Origin of the sequence: Pseudoalteromonas sp. 1_2015MBL_MicDiv (genome assembly GCF_002407505.1) — a bacterium.
Classification (GTDB): Bacteria; Pseudomonadota; Gammaproteobacteria; order Enterobacterales; family Alteromonadaceae; genus Pseudoalteromonas; species Pseudoalteromonas fuliginea.
In genome coordinates this window covers 937,606-960,381 of record NZ_CP012737.1, presented here as the reverse complement: position 1 = coordinate 960,381, position 22,776 = coordinate 937,606, and the positions used below count along the sequence as shown (strand labels likewise).

Genomic DNA, 22,776 nt, shown 5'->3' with positions numbered 1-22,776 from the left:
TTTTTTGTATTATGCCTTAGCTGTTGTAACGTGTTGTGGTTGCTTATAAGCCCAAATTAATAACCCTAATCCGCCTACTATCATAGGAAGCGAAAGTATTTGCCCCATTGAAATAAAGTCGGCAAATAAACCGAGTTGTGCATCTGGTTGGCGGAAGTATTCAATACAGAACCTAAACACGCCATAACCTAATAAAAACACACCGGCAACGCTGCCTGCCGGACGAGGCTTTTTAATAAACCATTGCAAGATTAAAAAAAGCACTAAGCCTTCAAAAAATGCTTCGTATAATTGCGATGGGTGACGCGCAAGCGGCCCGCCCGTTGGAAATACCATTGCCCATGGCACGTCGGTAACTCGGCCCCATAACTCACCGTTTATAAAGTTACCAATACGTCCGGCTAAAAGCCCTACAGGAACCAATGGTGCAACAAAGTCGCCTACTTGAAGAAGCGATTTTTTGCGCGTCCACGAAAAAATTGCGACGGCGGTTATAACGCCAAGTGTTCCACCATGAAACGACATGCCGCCCTGATCTATTCTAAATAAATACAGTGGGTTTTCTATAAAATAACTAAACTGGTAAAACAATACGTAGCCAATACGCCCGCCTAGTATTACCCCTAACATGCCGTAAAACAGTAAATCGCTTACTTGCTCTTTAGTCCAACCAGAGTTTGGTTTTGACGCTTGACGATTTGCAAACCACATCGCAAATGCAAAACCTATTAAATACATTAAGCCGTACCAACGTACGCTAAGTGGCCCAACTGAAAAAATTATTGGATCGATTTGAGGAAACTCAAGTGCCATAAAAATAAACCTTTAGCTAAAAACCATTTTAATTGCGATAACTACAAGCAGCACCGCGAAAACTTTCTTAATTGTATTAACAGGTAAATAATGAGTTGCTTTAGCACCAATAGGTGCAACAAACCACGACGTTAATACAATACCAAATAACGCAGGAAGATACACAAATCCTGCAAAACCATGTTCTAAATCAGTCACGTGCCAGCCGGCACTGATATAGCCAACAGAGCCAAATAATGCAATAACAATTCCGCAGGCTGCGGCACAACCAATTGCTTTTTTTATATCAACCGAAAAATAATTAAGCATAGGGACTATTAAAGCTCCGCCACCAATACCTATCAAACCTGATAACCCGCCCATTATTGCCGAAATCCCGCCTAAAATAGGACCTGCTGGTAACGGTTTTTCTGACATTGGTTTATTACGAGTTGAAAGCACCATTCTCCCTGCTATAAATACAACACTTACAGCAAACACAGTGCGCAATATTTGCTCAGGAATAAGGCTAGCTGCAAAGCCGCTAATAAGCGCGCCTAAAGCCACACCCGACATAACCCAAGGCGCAATTGCCCAAGGCACATTATCATTTTTATGATGAGCCAACGCTGAAGAGGTGGAGGTAAATAAAATAGAAGCAAGTGACGTTGCAATAGCAATCACTAATACATGATCTGCTGAGGTTACATTAAATGACAGCAGTAACGCACTGAGTACAGGGACAATAATTAAACCGCCGCCAATGCCTAGTAAACCCGCTAAAAACCCGACAATACAGCCTAGTAGTGCGCAGCTTGCGACTAACAAACCTAAGTCATACATAGTAATCTCAAATACCCTTTGGAGACTTATATATTAAAGGATTATAAAACTAATAGCATCTTCGTATTTAAATTAATTCGGCGAATTTAGTTATTTTGGCGTGTAAAACAAGTCACCTAAGTGATGTTCTAACATAAAATTACGTGTTAAACGCAGTACTTGCTTTGCAGTCGACTGCGCCAAACATGCAGTTAGTAATTGTTCCATATCACTTACACTTAAACGTCTAAGTACCCACTTAACTTTATTAAGTGATGATAGATTCATGCTTAAACGTCTGTATCCCATAGCAATAAGGAGTATTGCACCTTCAGGATCGCCGCCTAACTCTCCACATAAACTAAAAGGTAACTCATACTGTTCGCACTCGCAGGCTATTTTATTAAGCACTCTAAGTACGCCAGGGTGATAGGGGTTAAACAACTCAGCAACTCGGGCATTTGCTCTATCTACCGCTAATAAATACTGCGTTAAATCGTTACTGCCTACGGAGCAAAAATCAACTTTTTTAGACCACTCTGGCAGCATAAATACGCTTGATGGCACTTCAAGCATAATACCTATATCGGGTCTTTCTATTTGTTGTTCTGGGTATTTTTCACTTAGCTCAAAATAAGCCTGCTCAAACAATGCGAGTGACTCGTCTACTTCTTCGGTTCCGCTGATCATTGGCAGCATTATTTTTAAATTACCTAAACCTATATTGGCTTTAAGCATGGCTTTGAGTTGATCTAAAAACAATTCAGGGTGATCAAGGCTGATACGAATACCACGCCAACCTAAAAATGGGTTTTCTTCGGTTATGTTAAAGTAATCAAGAACCTTATCGCCACCTATGTCTAATGTTCGCATAACCACAGGATTGGGATGATAGCTAGTTAGTACTTCTCGATACCAATTTTCTTGCTCTGATTGCGAAGGAAACTGACCTTTTTGCATAAACCACGCTTCGGTTCGATAAAGCCCTACACCGTCACAAATATGTGAACTACTTTGCTCGATATTAAGCTCAAGGCCTGCGTTCAATAATAAGCTAACATGCTCACCGTCAAGCGTAATTGATTCTGAGTCTTGCTCCGCTAAAAAGCGATTATTAAGTAGATTATCTTGATGCTGTAATTCGGTGTATTCATCCATTAACATTTGCGATGGCGATATGTATAAACGCCCTGCAAATGCATCTAAAATCATTGATTTACCGTCAAACTGCAATAAAGGTAAATCCTCTATACCCCAAATAGCAGGAATACCCATTGCACGCGTTAATATAGACGCGTGACTATTTGCAGAGCCATTTACACTAACGACACCGGTTAAATGCCCTTTTGGTACTTCTGCAAGCATTGCTGGTGTTAACGTATTGGCAATCAAAATTGTATTGGGTGGGTAATTTTTAACAGCATGTTCGGTATTTACAAGATGATGCAGTACCCGCAAGCCAATGTCTTTAACATCAACGGCGCGCTCTTTTATGTAAGGGTCTTGCATGGCATTAAATTGAGATATTAAACGCTCTATTACAATTTTTAATGCACTTTTAGCACACCAGCCTTCTTGTAATTGCATTTCTACATTGTGGCCTAAACTTTTTGCATCAAGCAGCTGTTGGTAAACATCAAATACAGCAAGAGCTTCGTGCGGAATAGAATCACTTAGCGTCATCGAAAGGGTACTAAATTCTTTACGTGTTGCAGCTACGGCTTGTGTAAACAAACGGCGCTGCTCTGTTGTATCATGATCTTTTTTGAGTTCAATCGATTTAAAATCAAGTTTAGGCAAAAGTACAAATGCCTGTCCAATACCGATGCCCGGCGCACTCGATACGCCTTTTAATACCGATGTTTGATGAGATGATTCATCTTGGCGCAAAACTTCTTTAATTTCGGCATGTGCTAACTGTGAAGCCAGTTGAGCAGAAAGCGTAATTAAAAATGACTCTTCATCTTGACTGAATACACGCGCCATTTTTTGTTGAACAACAATAACACCCAGTACTTTTTTTTGATGAACAACGGGTACAGATAAAAAAGCGTTGTAGCCTTCTTCATTTACTTCAGGGGAGAGCTTAAAACGCGGATGCGATTTAGCAAATGCAATATTAATAGGTTCTTCGCGTTGCGCTACTAGGCCAACTAAACCTTCGGTAAAACCAATTCTAAACTTACCTACCGCATCGGGGTTTAGTCCTTCGGTTGCCATAAGTACAAAATTGTCTTGGCTGTAATCTGCAAAATAAATGGAGCAGCACTGGGTTTTCATGGCATCTTTCACCATTTGCACAAAGCACACTAATGCGCTGTCTAAATTCGCTTGTCGCGATACAGACTCCGCAATAGATCTCAGTGTAGCCAGCATACCCTGCTCCTTTATTTTATACTTAACCTGAACTCTGGTTAAGAGATTTACTAACGTATTGAATCATGGTGATATTTAACTTTATTTTCTCTAGCCAGAGATTTTCAGTGAAAACAAGGCGAACTTACGCGTCAATAGCTTGCCTATTTTAAGTAAATTCAACGCAGTGAACGCTGAAAATAGCTGCTCGAGATAGATTTATTATCCAGAGTCCAGGTTACTTAGTTAACTACCTTTTACTTCGCCAGTGATCTTTATGTTGTTCTCTCTTATTAAAAGGCATGGCAAAGGGAGCAAACTCTTTCATTACACGTCGATAAACATCCCGTTTAAACGATACAACCTGTCTTACAGGGTACCAATAACTTACCCAGCGCCAATCATCAAATTCAGGATGATGGGTTTTAAGTAAATTTACATCTTCGTCTTTACAGCGTAATTTTAGTAAAAACCATTTTTGTTTTTGCCCAATACACACCGGACTAGAGTCCCGGCGGATTAATCGTTTGGGTAATTTATAGCGTAACCAATGTTTTGAACTTGCGACTATTTCTACATCTTCTGGTCGCAGCCCTACTTCTTCGTGTAATTCGCGGTACATGGTTTGTTCTGCGGTTTCACCATCATCAACACCACCTTGGGGAAATTGCCAAGAATGTTGACCATAGCGTCTGGCCCAAAACACTTGCCCCTGATTATTGCAAATTACAATTCCGACATTGGCACGAAAACCTTCGGCATCAATCACCTTAGTGCCTCATTTGTAAGTCGATTTTTTATGATTGTTCCACATAACCCGCAATACGGCAAATACTATTACGAGTTTTACTCTGCTTACCCACAGCTTGTGCATAACTTTTGTAAAACACGCTCATTTTGCAAACAAATCCACAATATCAGATCTAAAAACTGACTTTCTCCACAGAATCTGTGGATAAACTTGTTCATACATCTGTATTTATCCCTACAACTCTAATCTCACTTAATTAAAGCTGAACTATAAAACACAAAATTACAAAGCAGTTCAGTTACTTAAGTTAATTCGCTCACTTTTTAGCGTGTGTAAAATTACAGCAAACACCTCATGTACAAAAAACACACAAACGCAAAGATATCCACGGCTTAGCTGATTTGCTATCATGACAAGGTGATTTATTCAACTCAAATTAGTGATATGCGACCAACAAAACCACATTCAATTAATGACCTAATAAAGCGGGTTGATAATATTGCAGGCCTGACACTTGGCCAATTAGCCAATGAGTATAACTTTAAAACGCCTGACGATTTACTGCGAGAAAAAGGCTGGACGGGACAATTAATAGAATACGTTTTAGGTGCAACTGCAGGCTCTAAACCACTACCCGATTTTGAAGATTTAGGCATAGAGCTAAAAACACTCCCTATTTCTTATAAAGGGAAACCACTGGAAACAACATTTGTATCTGTAACGCCACTAATGAACGTGACGGGGATGACGTGGCATGCCAGCAGCGTTCGCAAAAAGCTTAATCACGTTTTATGGCTACCTATTTTAAGCGAGCGTGATATTGCTCCATTTGATAGAACAATCGGCAGTGGCTTTTTATGGCAACCCACACCTGAGCAGGACGCTTTATTACAGCGCGACTGGGAAGAGCAAATGGAGTTAATTGCACTTGGCCGAATTGACGAAATATCGGGCCATTTAGGCGATGCAATGCAAATACGCCCAAAAGCGGCCCATAGCAAAATAGTCACTGATGCCATTGGCCCTAATGGGCAAATAATAAAAACCCTGCCCCGTGGCTTTTATCTAAAAACCAGCTTTACTGGCGAGATTTTAAAACAGCAATTTCAGCTTTGAGTGCTCTGTAAAGTAGTAAGACTTAAACAAAGAGTTATTATTTGTGAATCTTCCTTTTCGCACTGCGTGCGCGCGTCAGCAAGCTTAACGTCTACAACTTATTTTCATTTCTTTGAATAAAAGTATCAGGCATAAAAAATCCCCGCTTGTGCGAGGATTTTATCATCTAAAATTAAAAATTAGATTCTATATAAAATAGAATTATACCAATCTGCTTATATATGGGGTCTATTTAACGTTAAGAAAATTACGCTAGAACTAAGCAAAAATTTTTGTATCTAGTTGTTCTAAATAAAAAATTTTTAACGACGTTATAGTGCAATTTAATTCGTTAAATTGATCAAAGATTTATGCAGGTTGGTATTACTGACCTTTAACTTCTTTAAGACCGTTGTACGGTGCTTTATCGCCTAATTGCTCTTCAATACGTAGCAATTGGTTGTACTTTGCAACACGGTCAGAACGGCTCAATGAACCTGTTTTAATTTGACCTGCAGCAGTACCCACTGCTAAATCAGCAATTGTTGAATCTTCAGTTTCACCAGAACGGTGAGAAATAACAACAGTGAAACCAGCGTCTTTAGCCATTTTAATTGCTGCTAACGTTTCAGTTAAAGAACCGATTTGGTTAAACTTAATTAAGATTGAGTTAGCAATACCGTTGTCGATACCACGTTTTAAAATCTTAGTATTTGTTACGAATAAATCATCACCTACTAATTGGATTTTATCACCCATTAGCTTAGTTTGATGTGCAAAGCCATCCCAATCAGACTCATCAAGACCATCTTCGATAGAAACGATTGGGTACTGTTTAGTAAGATCTTGTAAGAAAAAGTTAAATTCTTCAGAAGTGAATTTTTTGCCTTCACCCTTAAGGTCGTAGATGTTTGCTTCTTTGTCGTAAAACTCAGAAGCAGCACAATCCATCGCTAAAGTAATATCTTTACCTAGCTCGTAACCTGCGTTTGCGACAGCTACTTTGATTGCAGCAAGAGCCGCTTCGTTAGATGCAAGGTTAGGCGCAAAACCACCTTCATCGCCAACTGCTGTTGAATGGCCATCAGCTTTAAGTACTTTCGCAAGGCTATGAAATACTTCAGCGCCCATACGTAGACCTTCGCGGAAGTTAGTAGCGCCAACAGGTTGGATCATAAACTCTTGGATGTCTACAGAGTTATCTGCATGCTCGCCACCATTGATGATATTCATCATTGGAAGTGGCATTGAATAAACACCCGGCGTGCCGTTTAAGTCAGCAATATGTTCATAAAGCTCAACCTTTTTAGATTGTGCAGCTGCTTTTGCTGTTGCTAGTGATACAGCTAAGATTGCATTGGCACCTAATTTTTCTTTATTTTCGGTACCATCTAAATCTAGCATTACTTTATCAACAGTACTTTGCTCTAATGCATTTTGACCAGCTAAAGCGTCAGCAATTTCTTTGTTGATATAACCAACTGCTTTTAATACGCCTTTACCTAAATAACGCGTTTTGTCACCATCACGTAACTCTAATGCTTCGCGAGTACCTGTAGATGCACCAGAAGGTGCTGCAGCACGGCCCCATGAACCATCAGCTAAATGTACATCAGCTTCAACAGTTGGGTTACCACGCGAGTCCATAATTTCGCGACCTATTACTTTTACGATTTTTGACATCTTGATTCCTCTATATTCCCAAAATGGTGAGTTCGACTAACTTTACTACGTTTTATATAGTTTATACCAATTGCATTAAATTAGTGAGCTATTATAGCGCTAAGAAAATAGCTCAATAACAAGGCAGAAATTATGACATATAGTTGTTCTATATGAGTAATTTTTAACGCAGTGAGTGAGTTATTTAATGCGATACAATGCTCATGTTTTTAATAAAATTGGTATTAGTCAGCCCTTAAAACAAAAAAGCCGTGCAATATGCACGGCCTTTTTAAATTACGATGACGCTTTTTGGTGGATATGAGCGGCTGCTACAAACCCTTCAAATAGCGGGTGACCATCACGTGGGGTTGACGTGAATTCCGGGTGGAACTGCGCGGCAATAAACCAAGGGTGATCTTTATTTTCGATAATTTCTACCAGTTTTTTATCTTCTGATAAACCGGTAAAGCTTAAACCTGCTTTTTCTAATTGCTCTACAAAGTTGTTGTTAACTTCGTAGCGATGGCGATGACGCTCAACAATTTCATCACTACCGTATACTTCATGTACTTTAGAGCCCGGTGTTAAATGACATTTTTGAGCGCCTAAACGCATTGTGCCACCTAAATCAGATTCAGCATCACGCGTTTCAACATTGCCTTCTGCATCTAGCCATTCAGTGATTAAACCAACAACAGGTGCTGCAGATTTTGCATTAAACTCGGTTGAGTTTGCATCACTAAGGCCTGCAACATTTCGTGCATATTCAATAAGCGCTACTTGCATACCTAAACAAATACCTAAGTAAGGCACTTTATTTTCACGCGCATATTTAGCCGCTAATATTTTACCTTCAACACCACGACCGCCAAAGCCGCCTGGCACTAAAATAGCATCTAAATGCGAGAGTAACTCAACACCTTTACTTTCAAGATCTTGTGAATCTACGTATTCGATATTAATTGTTAAACGGTTTTTAAGGCCCGCATGCTTTAATGCTTCGTTAACCGATTTGTACGCATCTGGTAATTCAATGTATTTACCAACCATACCAATTGTCACTTCACCTGTTGGGTTAGACTCTTGATAAAGTACTTGTTCCCACTCAGCTAAATCAGCTTCTGGTGGATCTAAGTGAAAACGACGACATACAAAGTTATCTAATTCTTGCGACTTTAATAATGCTGGAATTTTATAGATGCTGTCTACATCTGGTAGTGAAATAACCGCTTTTTCTTCTACATTTGTGAATAATGAGATTTTTGCACGCTCATTATTTGGTAGTTTACGGTCAGAACGACAAATAAGAATATCTGGTTGAATACCGACTGAGCGTAACTCTTTAACAGAGTGCTGAGTTGGTTTAGTTTTCACTTCACCGGCAGGGCCTAAGAATGGCACTAACGTTAAGTGAATAAATAGCGCGCGTTCGCGGCCAATTTCAGTTCCCATCTGACGAATTGCTTCAATAAACGGTTGTGATTCTATATCACCTACTGTGCCGCCAATTTCTACAATAGCAATATCATAACCTTCAGCACCGTCGTATACACGTTGCTTAATATCGTTAGTGATATGTGGAATAACCTGAATAGTTGCACCTAGGTATTCACCACGGCGCTCACGACGTAATACGTCTTCGTATACACGGCCTTGTGTGAAGTTATTACGACTAGTCATTTTGGTACGAATAAAACGCTCATAGTGACCTAAATCAAGGTCAGTTTCTGCGCCGTCTTCTGTAACGTATACTTCACCGTGTTGAATTGGGCTCATTGTGCCTGGGTCAACGTTGATGTAAGGATCCAGCTTTAAAATGGTAACATTTAAACCACGGGCTTCTAAAATAGCTGCCAACGATGCTGCTGCAATACCTTTACCCAACGAAGAAACAACTCCGCCAGTAACGAAGATAAATTTTGTACTCATGCGAACCCTAGAATATCAGGAATTAAAAGGAATATAACACCCAAAGAAGAGCCTAAGGGTATATCATCAAGACGGGGCGAAATTGTACCAAAACACGGCTTATCAATCCAGCTAAAATTAGCTAATGCACGCACAAAAAATGTGCACTATTTAACATTAAGTCTATTTTACTTTTTTAATCGCATCCCACGCACTATCCATCTCTTCAAAGGTGGCTGTATCTAAGCTTTTGCCTTGCGCATGCAAATAAGCGTTTACCTTTTCAAAACGCGCTGAAAACTTATCATTTGCGCTACGAAGCAGTTGTTCGGGATCCCGTTTAACATGGCGTACAACATTAACAGTGGCAAAAAGTAAGTCGCCGAGTTCTTCCGCTGTATGATCAGATAACGGGTTTTGCTCAATTGCTTCTTTTACTTCAAGCACTTCTTCGCTCACTTTATCAAGTGCACCATGATACGTTGGCCAATCAAAACCAAGAGAAGCCACGCGTTGTTGGATTTTTTTAGCTTTGCTTAAACTTGGCATATTTGCAGGAATATCTTGCCAAAAGGAAGGTGATTCGCTTTTTGCTCTGGTACTGCGTTCTTGCGCTTTTATTGTTTGCCACTGCTGCGATAATTGCTCAGCAGTGCGTACTTTTTTATCGGCAAATACATGTGGATGACGGCGTGTAAGCTTATCGTTTAATTGCTCCACTAGATCATTAAAATCAAATAGGTTTTGCTCTTGAGCTAGTTGGGCATAAAACACGATTTGAAATAACAAATCACCGAGCTCACCTTTAAGCTCACCTAAGTTGCCTGACTCAATACAGTCAGCAACTTCGTACGCTTCTTCTAGTGTATGCGGCACAATAGATTTAAAATCTTGTTTGAGATCCCACGGGCAACCGCCCTTGGGATCTCGCAGTGTTTTCATTATGCTAAGAAGCTGTGTAAGCGCTGTATTATCATTCATGATTAATGACCACGCTTGGCATCGTGTACACCTTCAATTTGGTGTAACTTAGAAAGAACACGGTTAGTACCCGATAAGTCATGTACTTCTATTTGCATCGTAAATATAGCTAACTGATTATCCTCAACCGTATTCACGTTCATGTTTAAAACATTTACTTTTTCATTAGCAAGTACTGAGCTTATATCGCGTATTAGCCCTGAACGATCGGTTGCTTCTATTTTAATACTTAGTGCGTATGAACCACTAATATCGTCTGACCAACTCACTGCAATAACACGCTCTGGGTGTTGTGCCTTAAGGTGGTTAAATGAGTCACAATCCTCACGATGCACCGCAATACCACGCCCTTGGGTAATATAGCCGATAATTTCATCGCCTGGCACAGGGCGGCAACATTTTGCAACATGGCTCATTAAACTACCAACGCCATCAACTACAATGCCGTTTTTATCACCCGTTACTTTACTGGGTGCTTTAATACGAATTACCGGTTCGTCTTCTGTGCGGTCGGTAACAAAATTTAGCATTTGATTGAGGCGTACATCACCCGCACCAATGGCAACCATCAAATCGTCAAGCTCTTTAAAGTTAAACCGCTTTATTGCTGGCTCTAGAGCTTTATAGCTTAAACCTAATTTTTGCAGTTCATTATCAAGTATTTCTTTACCAGCACTTAAGTTTTTGTCGCGGTCGAGCTGTTTAAACCAGTGATGAATTTTAGCTCTTGCACGCGATGACTTAATGTAACCTAGTGACGGGTTTAACCAATCTCTACTCGGATTAGGTTGCTTTTGTGTCAGTATTTCTACTTGATCCCCAGTTGTAAGTTGATGCGTAAACGGCACTATTTTGCCAAATACTTTTGCACCAATACAGCGGTGGCCAACGTTCGAATGAATATAATATGCAAAATCAAGCGGTGTAGCGCCAAGTGGCAAATCAATAATATCGCCACTGGGTGTAAATATGTATACGCGGTCTTCAACCACCTGATTTTTAAGCTCTTCAGCTAAATCGCCGCCATCAACCACTTCTTCTTGCCATTGCAGTAATTTACGTAGCCAACTAATTTTTTGCTCATAACCCGAGCCGCGCCCTGGTAATGCGCCTTCTTTATATATCCAATGCGCTGCCACACCCAGTTCTGCATCTTGGTGCATATCTTGGGTACGAATTTGAATTTCTACTGTTTTACCTTCAGGGCCAAATACCACGGTATGAATAGACTGATAGCCGTTTTGTTTCGGCGTCGCGACGTAATCGTCAAACTCTTTATTAAGATGACGCCAATTGGTATGCACAATACCCAACGCACCGTAGCAGTCTTGCAAGCGCTCAACCACAATACGCATAGCACGAATATCAAACAGTTGATCAAATTCGTAGTTTTTTTGCGCCATTTTTTTATAAATACTGTAAATGTGTTTAGGTCGACCGTAAACTTCAGCCTCTATGCCTGCTTCACTCAAACGGCTTTTGACTTGCTCCACCATATCTTCCATATAAGCTTCGCGTGCTAAACGTTTATCATCGAGTTGCTTAGCAATATTTTTGTAAATATCAGGACGAAGATACCTAAACGATAAATCTTCAAGCTCCCACTTTAATTGCCCAATACCGAGTCGATTAGCTAGTGGAGCAAAAATATCGGCAGTTTCTTTTGCAGCAATAACGCGATCTTCTTCGCCAGCATCTTTTACGTTACGTAAATGGCAAACCTGCTCAGCTAACTTAATAACCACTGCACGGACATCTTCAACCATGGTTAACAGCATTTTTCGAATGTTATCGACTTGCACCGTGCCTTTGCCCTGATGCGATAAAGTGCTAATAGTCGCCATTTGCGCAACGCCTGTTAGCAGTATGGCCACATTACTACCTAGCTGCTCTTCGATCACTTCTAAAGGCACTAAGCCATCTAAAAAATATGGGGTTAAATACGCCGTCGCTAACGATTCAGCATCAAGATTTAACTCAACTAAAATCTCAACCATTTCAATGGCTGTATTTTGTCGACTCTGACTATTACTGTTAACACACAGTGCTTGCGCTTGATTAAGCATTTCCGCCTTTTCAGCACAAAGTTTGAGTACTTTAAGACGAGTCGCAAAATCACCTGTTTCAACTTGCTGATGTGATTGACGTGTAGCTACCATAATGCGCTTTACCTCCGTTGAAATAACGCCATAGTTTCGATATGTCCTGTATGAGGAAACATATTCATTAGCCCTATTTTATTAAGCTCAAAGCCTGCTTGCGAAATAATAGCGCTATCACGGGCTAAAGTAACAGGGTCGCAAGAGACATATAAAATTGTTTTAAACTGCTTTAAAGGTAGTTGCTCTAAAACAGCCATTGCACCAGTACGAGATGGGTCTAACACTAATACATCTAAATCTTTACTAAACCACGGCGCATTTTGTATTTTTTGCGTTAAATCAAAGCAATAAAACTCGGTGTTGGTAATAGAGTTAGTTTGCGCATTTTGAGCCGCCATTGCAACCGCTGAAGTAACACCTTCTACGCCAACAACTGTTTTTGCTTGTTTCGCCAACACGAGTGAAAAGTTACCAATGCCGCAAAATAAATCTAATACGCTTTCATCGCCATTTAAATTAAGCCAGTCTGCGGATTGCTTTAGCATTGCTTGATTAACTTGCGCGTTTACTTGGATAAAATTACCTAAACCAAATTCAAACTTAAGATCAAATTCTTTTAAATAATAATACGGCATCGCAAAGTGTGAATGTTCAATCACGTCACTTTCACTTTGCCATACAATCTCATATTTATGACTTGCAGTAGCCTGCTCGACTAATATTTTAAACTCGTCGGGGATTGTTTTTGTATGACGAATAACAACAAAGCTGTGCTCGTCGCTTTCACACAATTGCAGATGACTTATACTGTGCAGCGATTTATGTTGATTAATTAAACTATCAAAAAGTGTAAATACATCTGCGAATGCTTCACTCAATACTGCACACTGGTTAATACTAACAATATTTTTAGAACCACTCGCCCTATAACCCACGCGTATTTTTTTAGCCGCTTTATCAAACATAACAGCAATACGGGCGCTGCGCCTGTAATGCGTTGACTTGCTTAATAATGGCGCCTCCCAATTTAAGTTTTTTTGTTTGGCGAACTTTTCAAATAACTGGTTAACCGCCGTTTGTTTTTCGATGACTTGCTGGCTTGTCTCTAAATGCTGTAATTGACAGCCACCGCAGTGATTATAATGTTCACAAAAAGGGGTTACGCGTGCATCACTTGCTTTAATAATCTTTTGCGTTGCCGCGCTACTGTAGCGGGCTTTATCATCGATTATTGTTGCTTTAACTTGTTCGTTAGGTAAAGCACCACTAACAAAACACACTTTATTATTATGCTTAGCTATACCACGCCCTTGATGATCCATTGCTGTTATATCAAGTACCACTGACTTTTTTTGTAGCGGCTGTTTTTTAGCTTTAAAAATTTGTGCCATTTGGCATTACCTTAAATAATTATTGGTTAAAACAATTGATCTTCAACGATGGTAGATGCTTTGAGAATAGGTGTTGATCCGTATATACTCAAAGGATACTAATAATGATAAAAATGCTTCCATTATGACCAAATTAGGCTTACGCGATTCTGTTTTAACACTGACCCTGATCCCGACGGTGATCATTGGATTGTTACTTGGTGGGTATTTTACAATAAATCGTTACATTGAGCTTGATGAAATTTTATATCAACAAGGGACTACTATTTCAGAGCCTTTAGCAATTGCGCTTGAACAACCACTACAAGAAAAAAACAAACAACTACTTAATCGACTAATTAGCTATACCCATAATAAGCACTCACCCACAGTAAAATCGATTGCCATTTTTGATGATAATAATCAGCTCATCATGACCAGTAATTATCATCGCTCTTTTGATAAGTTAATTAATCAAAAAGCAATGCAAAACTTAAATACTACTCAAGTGCAAAAGTCAGATGAACTCGTCACGTTTTTTACCCCCATTTTCAATCACACTAGCCAAGATTTGAAATGGGAACCGAGTCAATTACAATCACCTTTAGGCACGGTTATTTTACAGCTAAATAAAGATCAAGCTGTAATAGGCCAACAACGTGCGCTATTAATAAGCGGTATTGTTATTATTCTATCTTTGGTGTTTGCCGCTATTTTAGCATTAAGACTTAGTCGTATGTTTATGACGCCGCTTAATAAACTCGTACTTGCCACCGACAAGTTGGTTGAAGGAAAAAGAAATACGGGACTAACTGATACCATGATCGGTGAGTTTGAACTATTGCGGGAAGGTTTAAATACGATAGCCCATACAATGGTAATGCAAAAAGATGAAATGCAAAAAAACATCGATCAAGCAACCAGTGATTATCGTGAAACATTAGAGCAGTACGAAACTCAAAATATCCAGCTCACGATGGCAAAAAAAGAAGCACAAGATGCCAACAGAGTTAAGTCTGATTTTTTAGCTAAAATGAGTCACGAACTACGTACCCCTTTAAATGGGGTGATTGGTTTTACACGACAACTTTATAAAACACCGCTAAATAAACACCAAAAAGACTATTTAGACACAATTGAACTTTCTGCAAATAGCCTGATGACGATTATTAGTGATATTTTAGATTTTTCTAAATTAGAAGCCGGTGCAATGGAACTTGAATCAATTCAGTTTCAACTTAGGGATGCCATAAACGAAGTAATGACATTGCTCGCTCCGAGTGCTCATGATAAGCAACTTGAATTATCTATTTATATTAATCAACAAGTCCCTGATGACTTAACTGGCGATCCAACTCGTTTTAAACAAATACTTATAAACTTATTAAGTAACGCTATAAAATTTACTGAAAAAGGCTCTATAAAAGTAGATGTAAGTTACCGATTACTTGATGAAGAGCGTGCTTCTCTATTAGTCTCAGTAACTGATACGGGTGTTGGTATTCCTATGAATAAACAAGACTCACTGTTTACCCCATTTGGCCAAGCTGATTCGAGTATTACTCGAAAATTCGGTGGCACGGGCTTGGGGCTTATCATTACCAAACATATTGTTGAAGCAATGAATGGTCGAATAACACTCAACTCAGCACCTGGTAACGGCACGTGTTTCACATTCAACAGTATATTTAGATTACCGAATCACGTATTTACCAACGATTTACCGAGTAAATCTCTCATTGGTAAACGTATTTTATATTTAGAACCGCATGAGCATACTCATCACGCTGTTCTATCGTTATTAACACAGTGGCAAACATCAGTTACAGCCTGCTTTAACGAAACCAGTTTTTTAGACGCTATAACAAATAAAGAGCATAAATACGATATTTGCTTAATAGGTCACATGGCTTCTGTTGATGATATGCAGCAATTAAAAAGCTATGTAAAATCAGTTCGCGAATCGACTGACTACTTATATTTAATGTTAAATACAGTTTCGCACAATATGCGAGAAGCGTTTATAGGCAGTGGTGCTGATGCGTGTTTAAGTAAACCACTTAACCACCGAAAACTGTGTGAAGTACTTGCAGCACCATACAGACTAGACCACCCTGTTCATAATATTGAGCAGAATGAACACCAGTTACTTCCACTTAAAGTACTTGTCGTTGATGATAACGATGCTAATTTAAAGCTTCTCCATACTTTATTAAGTGAACAGATTGAAGTAATAGAAACCGCTCATAATGGCTCACAGGCTTATAGTTTAAGTAAAAGCCATAAATATGATGTCATCTTTATGGATATACAAATGCCAATTATGGACGGTATTACTGCATGTAAACTTATTCAAGAGTCATCTCTAAACGAAGATACACCAATCATTGCAGTGACTGCTCATGCACTGAATAGCGAAAAAGAGCAGCTACTTAAAGATGGCTTTAAAGGTTACCTAACCAAGCCTATTGATGAAGACATGTTGAAACAGATAATCAGCGAACATAGCCCGCAGACACCTGTTAATCGTGATAAAACAAAAAATGAAGTACCACAAAGCCCTGCTCCTTTCGAAAGTAATCGTATAGATTGGGCATTAGCACTGCAACGTGCTGGTGGTAAAAATGAGCTTGCTCTTGAAATGCTCAACATGCTGTTATCAAGCATACCTGAAACACTTAGCTTACTTGCAAAAGCAATTGATGATACCAGTTGTAAACAAGTGCTAAGCATTGTCCACAAGTTCCATGGAGCGTGTTGTTACACAGGTGTACCAAGACTTAAGTCATTGGCAGAGACCATCGAAACATCACTTAAGAGCGAATGTATACTTGAGAGTATAGAACCAGAGCTTTTTGAGCTACAAGATGAACTTGAAAGCTTACTTCTCGATTCAAAATCAGCTGAAAAATCTGAAATTGACACGCTATAATAAGCGTGTCTTTTTAACTAAAATAACTTAAGTTCGTGCTTCAAGCATTAGGCGTTTCATATCGCGGACTGCTTTTTCCAATCCATCAATCGCGGCGCGAGCAATGATAGCATGACCTATATTAAGCTCGTAAATTTCTGGCATTGCTGCAATCGGTTTTACATTATGATAATGAAGTCCATGTCCCGCGTTAACAATCAGCCCCAAACTCGCTGCGTATTTAACACCTTCACGAATGTGCTCTAACTCTTTGTGTAAATCGGTATCATTTGTTGCATCAGCATACGCGCCAGTGTGTATCTCTACATAAGGAGCACCACATTCTTTGGCTGCATCTAATTGCACTTTATCTGCATCAATAAATAACGATACTTTAATGCCTGCGTCAGTAAGCGTTTTTGTTGCGGCTTTAATTTTATCTATATTACCCGCTACATCTAAGCCACCTTCGGTTGTTAATTCTTCGCGCTTTTCAGGTACTAAACACACGTACTCAGGTTTTACTTCAAGCGCTATTTTTATCATTTCATCGGTAACAGCTGTTTCAAGATTCATGCGTGTTTGAATCGTTTTAGCCATCACGTAAACGTCGCGGTCTTGAATATGGCGACGATCTTCACGTAAGTGAATTGTAATGCCGTCGGCGCCTGCGTGCTCAGCAACACTGGCTGCATGAGCAGGGTCTGGATATGCAGTTCCACGCGCTTGGCGAAGCGTTGCAATATGATCAACGTTTACACCCAAAAGAATATCTTTCATTATTTTACCTGTAAAATTACGATTATTGAGAAGCACTAAAAAGCTCACGGCTCTTTAATGGCTTATTACCTAACAAAGGCTTTAATAAATATCGACTTAATTGTTTTGCCATATATAACACATCAGTTTGGCTAAAGTCATGATTTGCTATCGCATTTAGTTGTAAACCGCTAAAGCCAGAACGCGTATCTTCTTGCACTAAAAAACCAAACTCAGGAAAGTAACTATACGTTTGCGTCTCGTCTATTGGTTCACCACTGGCATCAAAACTAAAATCGACGCCATAGCCAAGTAGCTCTAATAATTGAAACTCGTATGAGCGAAGTACAGCTTGTAAATTAGCCCCACTGTTTAGGTTTTCTAAATGCGTTTTATAAAGATGAAAAACCTGTTCTATAGGTTCATTAATAGGCACTATTCGGTTAGTTAATTCATTTAAATAAAAGCCACAATAAAGCTCATCACCTTTTAAAAAAAGTGGTGTGCCATGTAGCTCAAACTTATTGATGTATTTTAGATCGTATTTACCACTGTAATGGACAAGTAGTGGTTGAAAAGGTTGTAACTGAGCTTTATGTTTAGTGGCCTGCCGGCCACTAATGCGTGCAATCATTCTAAGTTGCCCAACGCCTTCTACAAGCATATCAAGCATTACTTGTGAGTCACTGTAAGGACGTCGATGCAATAAATAAGCAGTGTAGAAGTCGCTATCCATAGATAATACTAATTATTGGTTTAGTCTTCACCATAACCTAAGCTTCGTAGTGCTCGTTCATCATCAGCCCAACCAGATTTAACTTTCACCCAAAGCTCTAAAAATACTTTGTTATCAAGCATTTCCTCTATGTCTTTACGGGCTTCACGGCCAATGGTTTTTAGCTTTTCGCCTTTATTACCAATAACCATGCGTTTTTGTGTTTCGCGCTCAACAAGAATTAATCCGTTGATATGCCAAATACCGTTGTCTTGCCATTTAAACTGTTCAATTTCAACAGTAACAGAATACGGTAATTCTTCACCCATGAAGCGCATTAATTTTTCACGGATAACTTCAGCCGCCATAAAACGCATTGAGCGGTCTGTGACGTAATCTTCAGGGAAGTAAAACTCACACGGTTGTAAGCGCTTAGTTACTTCAGCTTTGATTAAGTCTATATTTTTTCCCTGTTTTGCAGACACTGGCATAATACCAACAAAATCAAACTTATCGCCTAACCACTTCATATGAGGCAATACAAGATCGCGGTCTTTAACTTGGTCTATTTTATTAATAACCAATAATACCGGCTTACCACTTTGCGATACTTTGTTCAGTACCATGTCGTCATCAGCATTCCAGTGAGTGCCTTCAACTACAAATATAATAAGCTCTACATCACCGATTGAGCTAGACGCTGCACGGTTCATTAAGCGGTTAATAGCACGCTTTTCTTCAACGTGTAGCCCTGGCGTATCGATGTAAACAGCTTGATGTTTACCTTCGGTATGAATACCCATAATACGATGGCGCGTTGTTTGTGGTTTACGTGAGGTAATACTTACTTTTTGCTCAATGATCTCATTGAGTAAAGTCGATTTACCAACATTTGGACGTCCTACAATTGCGACCATGCCACAAAACGTATCTACATCACCTTCACGAGGCTGTATTAGGGTATCAAGATTCATTTTTAATTATCTTCAATGCTTTTTCGGCAGCTTTTTGTTCAGCCTTGCGGCGTGAGCTACCAACAGAAATTATGCTATCCATTCCATCAACAATACATTCAACCGTGAATGTTTGATTATGTGCCTGGCCTTTAGTATCAACCACAGTGTAACCTGGAAGAGGCAACTTACGGCCTTGTAGATGCTCTTGCAGCAGGGTCTTCGGATCTTTTTGATTAAGCCCTGGTGAAATAGCATCCAAGCGAGATTCATACCACGCTAATATAAGCTCGCCACAGCGGTCGATACCTGAATCTAAAAATGCAGCACCAATAATTGCTTCTACTGCATCGGCAAGCGTTGACTCACGACGGAATCCGCCACTTTTAAGCTCACCCGGACCTAAGCGTAAATAATCGCCCAAGCCAAATTCAAGACCAAACTCGGCAAGAGTTTGACCTCGTACAAGTGTTGAGCGCATACGGCTTAAATCACCTTCACGCGCTTTAGGGAATTTGGCATAAAGTGCATTAGCAATCACAAAGCTCAAAATAGAGTCACCTAAAAATTCTAGTCGCTCATTATGTTGACCTTTGTGGCTGCGGTGCGTCATTGCCTGCTCAAGTAAACCTTGATCAGTAAATACATAGCCAATTTTGTCATATAATTCTGTTACATTTTTTTTCATTGTTACTGAATATTACCTAGGCGCTCAAAGCGAACACCAGTTGGAACCCATCCTGGTAAAATATCATCAGGGCCATTCTCAAATTCAAAACTCATCCATATAAAGACAGCTTTACCCACCAAGTTTTCTTTTGGTACAAAGCCCCAAAAGCGACCATCTTGGCTGTTGTCGCGGTTATCACCCATCATAAAATAATGATCAGCAGGAACAGTCCATTCATCAGAAGGCGTGCCCGGTTGCTGGTAATAACGCCCTTTTCTTTCAGGCGCTTGTGGGTTGATTAAAATATCATGCGTAACTGTTGTTAAATTTTCATTTACGCGAGCTAGAGGCATTGGGCCTTGTTTAAATTCGTTATCATTAATTAATTTAAAATCAATTTTATTGAATTCATTACATAAAAGCTCACCCTGCTGGGTTTCGCCTTCTTTACAATTAGGCTGAATATATAAACGTTTATCACGATAAACAACTTTATCGCCAGGTAAACCTATTGTACGTTTAATATAGTCAACTTTTTCATCTAACGGGTATTTAAAAACAACAATATCACCACGTTCAGGTTCACCCATATCAACTAATTGGGTACGCCAAACAGGGTCTTTTATTCCATATGAGTACTTTTGCACTAAAATAAAATCACCAACTAGCAGCGTAGGCATCATTGAACCCGATGGAATTTGAAACGGTTCAAAGATAAATGATCTAAAAATAGTAATCGCAGCAATCATCGGAAAAATCGACTTTGCCGTTTCTGTTATTACTGGCTCTGGTGCTATTAATGCAGCTGTTTCGTCATCTAACGGCGCACCTGCAGACTTTTGCGCTATATCTAAAAACGCCTGTCTTTTAGGTGCATACAGTAAGTGATCTATTAACCATATTAAGCCTGAGCCCAAAGTTAATAGCACCAATAAAACTGAAAAATAACCAGCCATTTATAATCCTTTGTTTTTATTTACCAACTTTTAAAATAGCTAAAAACGCTTCTTGAGGCACTTCAACATTACCTACTTGCTTCATTCGTTTTTTACCATCTTTTTGCTTTTTAAGTAATTTTTTCTTACGACTCACATCACCGCCATAACACTTAGCGATTACGTTTTTACGTAATTGCTTGACTGTGGTACGTGCAATAACATGCTGTCCAATCGCTGCTTGAATCGCAATATCAAACATTTGACGAGGAATAAGTTCTTTCAATGCATCAGCTAACTGACGACCACGAGATTGTGCACCATCTCTGTGAACAATAATCGCAAGCGCATCAACACGTTCACTGTTGATCAAAATATCAACACGCACCATGTCTGATGTTTGGAAGTGTTTAAAATTATAATCCAGTGATGCAAAACCACGACTTGTAGATTTTAATTTATCAAAAAAGTCCATTACCACTTCAGCCATAGGCAGCTCGTATGTAACAGCTACTTGCTTTCCGTGATAAGTCATTTTTGTTTGGCTACCACGTTTTTCAATACACAAAGTAATAACATTACCTAAGTATTCTTGTGGTACCAAAATATTTGCTTCAACAATCGGCTCACGAATCTCTACAATATCGTTTACCGCAGGTAAATCAGATGGGTTATCAATCTGGAATGTACCTTCTTTGGTAACTATCTCGTAGATTACCGTAGGTGCCGTAGTAATTAAATCAATATCGTATTCACGCTCTAAACGCTCTTGAATGATTTCCATGTGTAGCATGCCTAAAAAGCCACAGCGGAAACCAAAGCCTAGTGCAGTTGAATTCTCTGGTTCAAAGAATAACGACGCATCGTTTAAGCTTAATTTATTAAGTGCATCACGGAATGATTCATACTCATCTGATGCAATTGGGAACATACCTGCATAAACCTGAGGCTTAATTTTTTGAAAACCAGGTAAGCGAAGTGGAGCTGCATTTTTTTGATGAGTAATAGTGTCACCTACTGGCGCACCATGTATCTCTTTAATGCCAGCAATAACAAACCCTACTTCACCTGTTCTTAAAATACCGGTGTTGGTTTGCTTAGGTGTAAACACACCCACTTGGTCGGCAGTATGTATATGCTCGTTCGACATTATTTTTATTTTGTCGCCAGTGCGTAATTCACCGTGCTTAATACGCACTAGTGATACAACGCCTTGGTATGGGTCAAACCAAGAATCGATAATAAGTGCTTGTAAAGGTGCATCTTTGTCGCCTACTGGTGGCGGAACATCTTTAACAATCATTTCAAGTACTTCAGCAATACCTACGCCTGTTTTAGCACTACACTGCACAGCATCTAGGGCATCAATACCAATAATCTCTTCAATTTCTTCTGCAACACGTAAAGGGTCTGCTTGCGGTAAATCGATTTTATTAAGTACTGGAATTACTTCTAATTCCATTTCAATAGCGGTGTAACAGTTAGCTAGTGTTTGTGCTTCAACGCCTTGGCCTGCATCAACAACGAGTAGTGCACCTTCACATGCAGCTAAAGAACGCGACACTTCATACGTAAAATCAACGTGTCCTGGAGTATCAATGAAATTAAGTTGGTAGGTTTCGCCGTCGTTCGCTTTGTAATTCAACGTTACACTTTGCGCTTTAATGGTAATACCACGTTCGCGCTCAATATCCATTGAATCCAAAACTTGTTTTTGCATTTCACGGTCGGTTAAACCGCCACAAACTTGGATCAAACGATCTGAAAGGGTCGATTTACCATGGTCAATATGGGCGATGATCGAAAAATTACGGATATGCTTCATAAACTGGATTCTATACTTCTATTTTAATGGACTAAATATGAATACCTAAGTGACTTGAAAATACTTGCTTTAGGATGCCATAAGCTCAGTTTGTAAATTACAGACTTAGCTCACGCTTTTTAAGATGGGTTATAATCATTTTATTTAATGAATAACAATAAGTTATG

17 protein-coding genes are annotated in these 22,776 nt (G+C 39.4%); 2 read left to right on the top strand and 15 right to left on the bottom strand.

Features of this window, described 5'->3' with window-relative positions; all coding sequences use genetic code 11:
- Positions 1-9 precede the first annotated feature (9 nt).
- From lgt to rppH, 4 genes are all read right to left on the bottom strand, one after another.
- On the bottom strand, positions 10-813 hold the full coding sequence (lgt, locus tag AOR04_RS04225) for a prolipoprotein diacylglyceryl transferase (RefSeq protein ID WP_096792629.1): 804 nt from the start codon (positions 811-813) through the stop codon (positions 10-12).
- A gap of 12 nt (positions 814-825) precedes the next feature.
- On the bottom strand, positions 826-1,635 hold the full coding sequence (locus AOR04_RS04220) for a sulfite exporter TauE/SafE family protein (protein ID WP_096792628.1): 810 nt from the start codon (positions 1,633-1,635) through the stop codon (positions 826-828).
- A 90-nt stretch (positions 1,636-1,725) separates the two neighbouring features.
- Positions 1,726-3,990 (bottom strand): phosphoenolpyruvate--protein phosphotransferase, encoded by a 2,265-nt coding sequence (gene ptsP, locus AOR04_RS04215; RefSeq protein WP_096792627.1) that lies wholly within the window; start codon positions 3,988-3,990, stop codon positions 1,726-1,728.
- Positions 3,991-4,219: 229 nt separating this feature from the next.
- A complete protein-coding gene (gene rppH / locus AOR04_RS04210) occupies positions 4,220-4,738 on the bottom strand; it encodes an RNA pyrophosphohydrolase (RefSeq protein ID WP_002958704.1) in 519 nt (172 codons plus the stop codon).
- Between the two features lie 426 nt (positions 4,739-5,164).
- Between rppH and mutH the strand changes: the two genes are divergently transcribed.
- Positions 5,165-5,836: a DNA mismatch repair endonuclease MutH gene (gene mutH, locus AOR04_RS04205; protein WP_096792626.1), complete on the top strand. Its 672-nt coding sequence runs from the start codon at positions 5,165-5,167 to the stop codon at positions 5,834-5,836.
- Between the two features lie 363 nt (positions 5,837-6,199).
- On the opposite strand, the gene eno is transcribed toward mutH, so the two are convergent.
- The 5 genes from eno to rlmD all read right to left on the bottom strand — a co-directional run bounded on the left by eno (position 6,200) and on the right by rlmD (position 13,862).
- The gene (gene eno / locus AOR04_RS04200) at positions 6,200-7,498 is read right to left on the bottom strand and encodes a phosphopyruvate hydratase (protein WP_096792625.1); all 1,299 of its coding nucleotides are present in this window, start codon (positions 7,496-7,498) and stop codon (positions 6,200-6,202) included.
- Positions 7,499-7,774: 276 nt separating this feature from the next.
- On the bottom strand, positions 7,775-9,409 hold the full coding sequence (locus AOR04_RS04195) for a CTP synthase (protein ID WP_033015319.1): 1,635 nt from the start codon (positions 9,407-9,409) through the stop codon (positions 7,775-7,777).
- Positions 9,410-9,571: 162 nt separating this feature from the next.
- On the bottom strand, positions 9,572-10,369 hold the full coding sequence (gene mazG, locus AOR04_RS04190) for a nucleoside triphosphate pyrophosphohydrolase (RefSeq protein WP_096792624.1): 798 nt from the start codon (positions 10,367-10,369) through the stop codon (positions 9,572-9,574).
- 2 nt (positions 10,370-10,371) lie between these two features.
- Positions 10,372-12,528 carry a GTP diphosphokinase gene (relA, locus tag AOR04_RS04185; protein ID WP_096792623.1) on the bottom strand — a complete coding sequence of 719 codons (2,157 nt, stop codon included), beginning with the start codon at positions 12,526-12,528 and terminating at the stop codon, positions 10,372-10,374.
- An 8-nt stretch (positions 12,529-12,536) separates the two neighbouring features.
- Entirely contained in the window at positions 12,537-13,862 is a 1,326-nt protein-coding gene (rlmD, locus tag AOR04_RS04180) for a 23S rRNA (uracil(1939)-C(5))-methyltransferase RlmD (RefSeq protein WP_096792622.1), read from the bottom strand.
- Between the two features lie 124 nt (positions 13,863-13,986).
- Between rlmD and barA the strand changes: the two genes are divergently transcribed.
- Entirely contained in the window at positions 13,987-16,773 is a 2,787-nt protein-coding gene (barA, locus tag AOR04_RS04175; RefSeq protein ID WP_033040035.1) for a two-component sensor histidine kinase BarA, read from the top strand.
- Between the two features lie 27 nt (positions 16,774-16,800).
- Here barA and pdxJ read toward each other — a convergent pair whose 3' ends face one another.
- From pdxJ to lepA, 6 genes are read right to left on the bottom strand one after another with little or no spacing between them, the layout of a single operon-like run.
- A complete protein-coding gene (gene pdxJ / locus AOR04_RS04170) occupies positions 16,801-17,532 on the bottom strand; it encodes a pyridoxine 5'-phosphate synthase (RefSeq protein ID WP_096792621.1) in 732 nt (243 codons plus the stop codon).
- A gap of 22 nt (positions 17,533-17,554) precedes the next feature.
- Positions 17,555-18,247 (bottom strand): DNA repair protein RecO, encoded by a 693-nt coding sequence (gene recO / locus AOR04_RS04165; protein ID WP_007377525.1) that lies wholly within the window; start codon positions 18,245-18,247, stop codon positions 17,555-17,557.
- A gap of 20 nt (positions 18,248-18,267) precedes the next feature.
- Positions 18,268-19,200, bottom strand: a complete 933-nt coding sequence (gene era, locus AOR04_RS04160; protein WP_007377526.1) for a GTPase Era — start codon at positions 19,198-19,200, stop codon at positions 18,268-18,270.
- Positions 19,190-19,867 carry a ribonuclease III gene (rnc, locus tag AOR04_RS04155; RefSeq protein ID WP_007377527.1) on the bottom strand — a complete coding sequence of 226 codons (678 nt, stop codon included), beginning with the start codon at positions 19,865-19,867 and terminating at the stop codon, positions 19,190-19,192. Before rnc ends, era begins: the two co-directional genes overlap by 11 nt.
- Before the next feature lie 2 nt (positions 19,868-19,869).
- Positions 19,870-20,805, bottom strand: a complete 936-nt coding sequence (gene lepB, locus AOR04_RS04150) for a signal peptidase I (RefSeq protein ID WP_096792620.1) — start codon at positions 20,803-20,805, stop codon at positions 19,870-19,872.
- 16 nt (positions 20,806-20,821) lie between these two features.
- On the bottom strand, positions 20,822-22,609 hold the full coding sequence (gene lepA / locus AOR04_RS04145; protein ID WP_007377529.1) for a translation elongation factor 4: 1,788 nt from the start codon (positions 22,607-22,609) through the stop codon (positions 20,822-20,824).
- Positions 22,610-22,776: the final 167 nt, after the last annotated feature.

Excerpts from the sequence above, each read along its gene's own strand:
- barA (WP_033040035.1), top strand. The coding sequence starts at position 13,987 with ATGACCAAATTAGGCTTACGCGATTCTGTTTTAACACTGACCCTGATC.
- lepB (WP_096792620.1), bottom strand. The coding sequence starts at position 20,805 with ATGGCTGGTTATTTTTCAGTTTTATTGGTGCTATTAACTTTGGGCTCA.
- rnc (WP_007377527.1), bottom strand. The coding sequence starts at position 19,867 with ATGAAAAAAAATGTAACAGAATTATATGACAAAATTGGCTATGTATTT.
- era (WP_007377526.1), bottom strand. The coding sequence starts at position 19,200 with ATGAATCTTGATACCCTAATACAGCCTCGTGAAGGTGATGTAGATACG.
- pdxJ (WP_096792621.1), bottom strand. The coding sequence starts at position 17,532 with ATGAAAGATATTCTTTTGGGTGTAAACGTTGATCATATTGCAACGCTT.
- AOR04_RS04195 (WP_033015319.1), bottom strand. The coding sequence starts at position 9,409 with ATGAGTACAAAATTTATCTTCGTTACTGGCGGAGTTGTTTCTTCGTTG.
- rlmD (WP_096792622.1), bottom strand. The coding sequence starts at position 13,862 with ATGGCACAAATTTTTAAAGCTAAAAAACAGCCGCTACAAAAAAAGTCA.
- mazG (WP_096792624.1), bottom strand. The coding sequence starts at position 10,369 with ATGAATGATAATACAGCGCTTACACAGCTTCTTAGCATAATGAAAACA.
- lepA (WP_007377529.1), bottom strand. The coding sequence starts at position 22,609 with ATGAAGCATATCCGTAATTTTTCGATCATCGCCCATATTGACCATGGT.
- lgt (WP_096792629.1), bottom strand. The coding sequence starts at position 813 with ATGGCACTTGAGTTTCCTCAAATCGATCCAATAATTTTTTCAGTTGGG.
- recO (WP_007377525.1), bottom strand. The coding sequence starts at position 18,247 with ATGGATAGCGACTTCTACACTGCTTATTTATTGCATCGACGTCCTTAC.
- eno (WP_096792625.1), bottom strand. The coding sequence starts at position 7,498 with ATGTCAAAAATCGTAAAAGTAATAGGTCGCGAAATTATGGACTCGCGT.
- AOR04_RS04220 (WP_096792628.1), bottom strand. The coding sequence starts at position 1,635 with ATGTATGACTTAGGTTTGTTAGTCGCAAGCTGCGCACTACTAGGCTGT.
- ptsP (WP_096792627.1), bottom strand. The coding sequence starts at position 3,990 with ATGCTGGCTACACTGAGATCTATTGCGGAGTCTGTATCGCGACAAGCG.
- relA (WP_096792623.1), bottom strand. The coding sequence starts at position 12,528 with ATGGTAGCTACACGTCAATCACATCAGCAAGTTGAAACAGGTGATTTT.
- mutH (WP_096792626.1), top strand. The coding sequence starts at position 5,165 with ATGCGACCAACAAAACCACATTCAATTAATGACCTAATAAAGCGGGTT.